Source organism: Methylobacterium sp. WL116 (assembly GCF_008039455.1).
In the GTDB taxonomy this organism is placed as follows: Bacteria; Pseudomonadota; Alphaproteobacteria; order Rhizobiales; family Beijerinckiaceae; genus Methylobacterium.
On record NZ_VRUV01000629.1, the window covers coordinates 1 to 2,383 of the forward strand.

Here is a 2,383-nt window from a genome sequence, read left to right on the forward strand (position 1 = left end):
GCCGCGAGCGACAGGGCGGCGCGCGCGAGGTCGGCGCCGAGGCTATGGATGACCGCCATCACGCCGAGCGAGTTCATCGCGGTGTGCCGGCCGGGGGTGCCGAGCTGGTAGGTCACCGGCTGGCCCATCACCACGGCGTCGACCACCGAGAGGTCGGGGCGCAGCACGATCCGGCGCGCCCGCACGTCGGCCTCCTCGTGCTCGCCGAAGGTGACGATGCGCCCGGCCGACGAGGCGAGGGCATGTGCGTGGAGGCGGGCGAAGCTCGGGTTGTCGCGGTTGAGCACCGCGACGCCGCCGGGCGCGAGGCCCGAGAAGATCTCGCCCTTGGCGTCGGCGATCGCCGACAGCGAGGCGAAGTGCTCGATGTGGACCGGCTCGACGGTGGTGACGAGGGCCACCTCCGGGCGGACCTGCGCGACGAGCGGCACGATCTCCCGCGGGTGGTTCATGCCGATCTCGAACACGCCGAAGCGGCTCTCGGCCGGCATCCGCGCCAGCGTCAGCGGCACGCCCCAGTGGTTGTTGTAGGAGGCGACGGAGGCGTGGGTCTGCCCTTGCGCCGACAGCACGTGGCGCAGGGCCTCCTTGGTGCCGGTCTTGCCGACCGAGCCGGTCACGGCCACGACCTGGGCCGCGGTGCGGGCGCGGGCCGCGCGGCCGAGGCGCGTCATCGCGTCGAGGACCGGATCGGGGCCCTCCCCCGGCACGGCCAGGACGGGTCCGTCGAACGACGCGGCGCGGTCGGCGGCGACCACCGCCGCGCCCGCGCCCTTGTCGAGCGCCGCGCGGACGAAGTCGTGCCCGTCGCGAGCCTCGCCCCGGATCGCGAAGAACAGGTCGCCCGGCTGCAGCGTGCGGGTGTCGAGCGCGGCGCCGGTGACGGCGCCGCGCTCGCCCTGGAGCGTTCCCCCGGTGGCGGCCTCGAGTTCGGCCGCCGTCCAGAGCGGTTTGGCGTTCGGGCTCATGCGGCCTCCGGTCGAGCGCGACGGTGCAACGCATCTTCCCTCCCCCCTTCGCGGGGGAGGGTGGGCCTCGCGTCAGCGAGGGTCGGGAGAGGGGAGCGCGTTGTCCGGAGATGTCGCTCCCCTCTCCCGACCCGCTTCGCGGGCCACCCTCCCCCGCAGAGGGGGGAGGGAGACGTGCGGCAGTCGTCGTGTTTCACGGGAACGGCGCTCATCGCAGATCCCCATCGATCGCCGCCCGCAGCACTGCGTGGTCCGAGAACGGCAGCACCCGGTCGCCCACGATCTGGCCGGTTTCGTGACCCTTGCCGGCCACCACCAGCACGTCGCCGGGTCCGAGCCCGCGTACGGCCGTGCGGATCGCCTCGGCGCGGTCGCCGATCTCGCCGGCGCCCGGCGCCTCGGCGAGGATGGCGGCGCGGATCGCGGCCGGGTCCTCGGAGCGGGGATTGTCGTCGGTGACGATCACCGTATCGGCCAGCCGCGCGGCGATGGCGCCCATGATCGGGCGCTTGCCGCGGTCGCGGTCGCCGCCGCAGCCGAAGACCACGACGAGGCGCCCGGTGGCGAAGGGGCGCAACGCGACGAGGACGCCCTCCAGGGCTTCCGGCTTGTGGGCGTAGTCGACGAGGCAGAGCGCGCCGTTGACCTCGCCGATGCGCTCCATGCGGCCGGGCACGCCGGTGAGGTGCTCCAGGCTCGCGAACACGCCGTCGGGGTCGGCGGCGCCGGCGGGCGTGGCGAGCGCGAGGCCGGCGGCGACGAGCGCGTTCTCGACCTGGAACCCGCCGACCAGCGGCAGCCGGATCCGGCGTCGGCCGTGGCGGCCGTCGAGGTCGAGCACCTGCGCGAAGCCCTCGGTGCGGGCATCAAGGAGGCGGATGTCGGAGCCGGCGCGGCCGGTGGTGCGGATGGCGTGGCCGGCTTCGGTCGCGGCGGCGATCACCCGGTCCGCATAGGCGCCGTCGGCGTTGACGACGGCGGGCGCGCCCGCCGGCAGCAGGGTCGCGAACAGGCGGAGCTTGGCGGCGAGGTAGTCCTCGACCGTCGCATGGTAGTCGAGGTGGTCGCGCCCGAGATTGGTGAAGCCGGCGGCGGCCAGCCGCACGCCGTCGAGGCGGCGCTGCTCGATGCCGTGCGAGGAGGCCTCCATCGCGAGGTCGGTGATGCCGTCGTCGGCGAGCCGCGCCAGGGTCTGGTGCAGGGTCACCGGATCGGGCGTGGTCAGCGAGCCGTAGGCGGCGCCGCGGTTGGTGACGATGCCGACGGTGCCGAGGCTCGCCGATTCCCGCCCGATCCGCGCCAGGATCTGGCGGACGAAGTCGGCGACCGAGCTCTTGCCGGCGGTGCCGGTCACCGTGACGATGGTCTCGGGCTGGCGGCCCGACAGGCGCGCGGCGGCGAGCGCGAGCGCCCGG

At 74.9% G+C, this 2,383-nt stretch carries 2 protein-coding genes; both read right to left on the reverse strand.

Annotated elements, in window-relative coordinates; all coding sequences use genetic code 11:
- On the reverse strand, positions 1 to 968 hold a 968-nt coding region (locus FV223_RS25505), incomplete at its 3' end, for a Mur ligase family protein (RefSeq protein WP_147729562.1).
- 208 nt (positions 969 to 1,176) lie between these two features.
- Positions 1,177 to 2,383: UDP-N-acetylmuramoyl-L-alanyl-D-glutamate--2,6-diaminopimelate ligase (locus FV223_RS25515; protein WP_147729563.1), on the reverse strand; the 1,207-nt coding region annotated here is incomplete at its 5' end.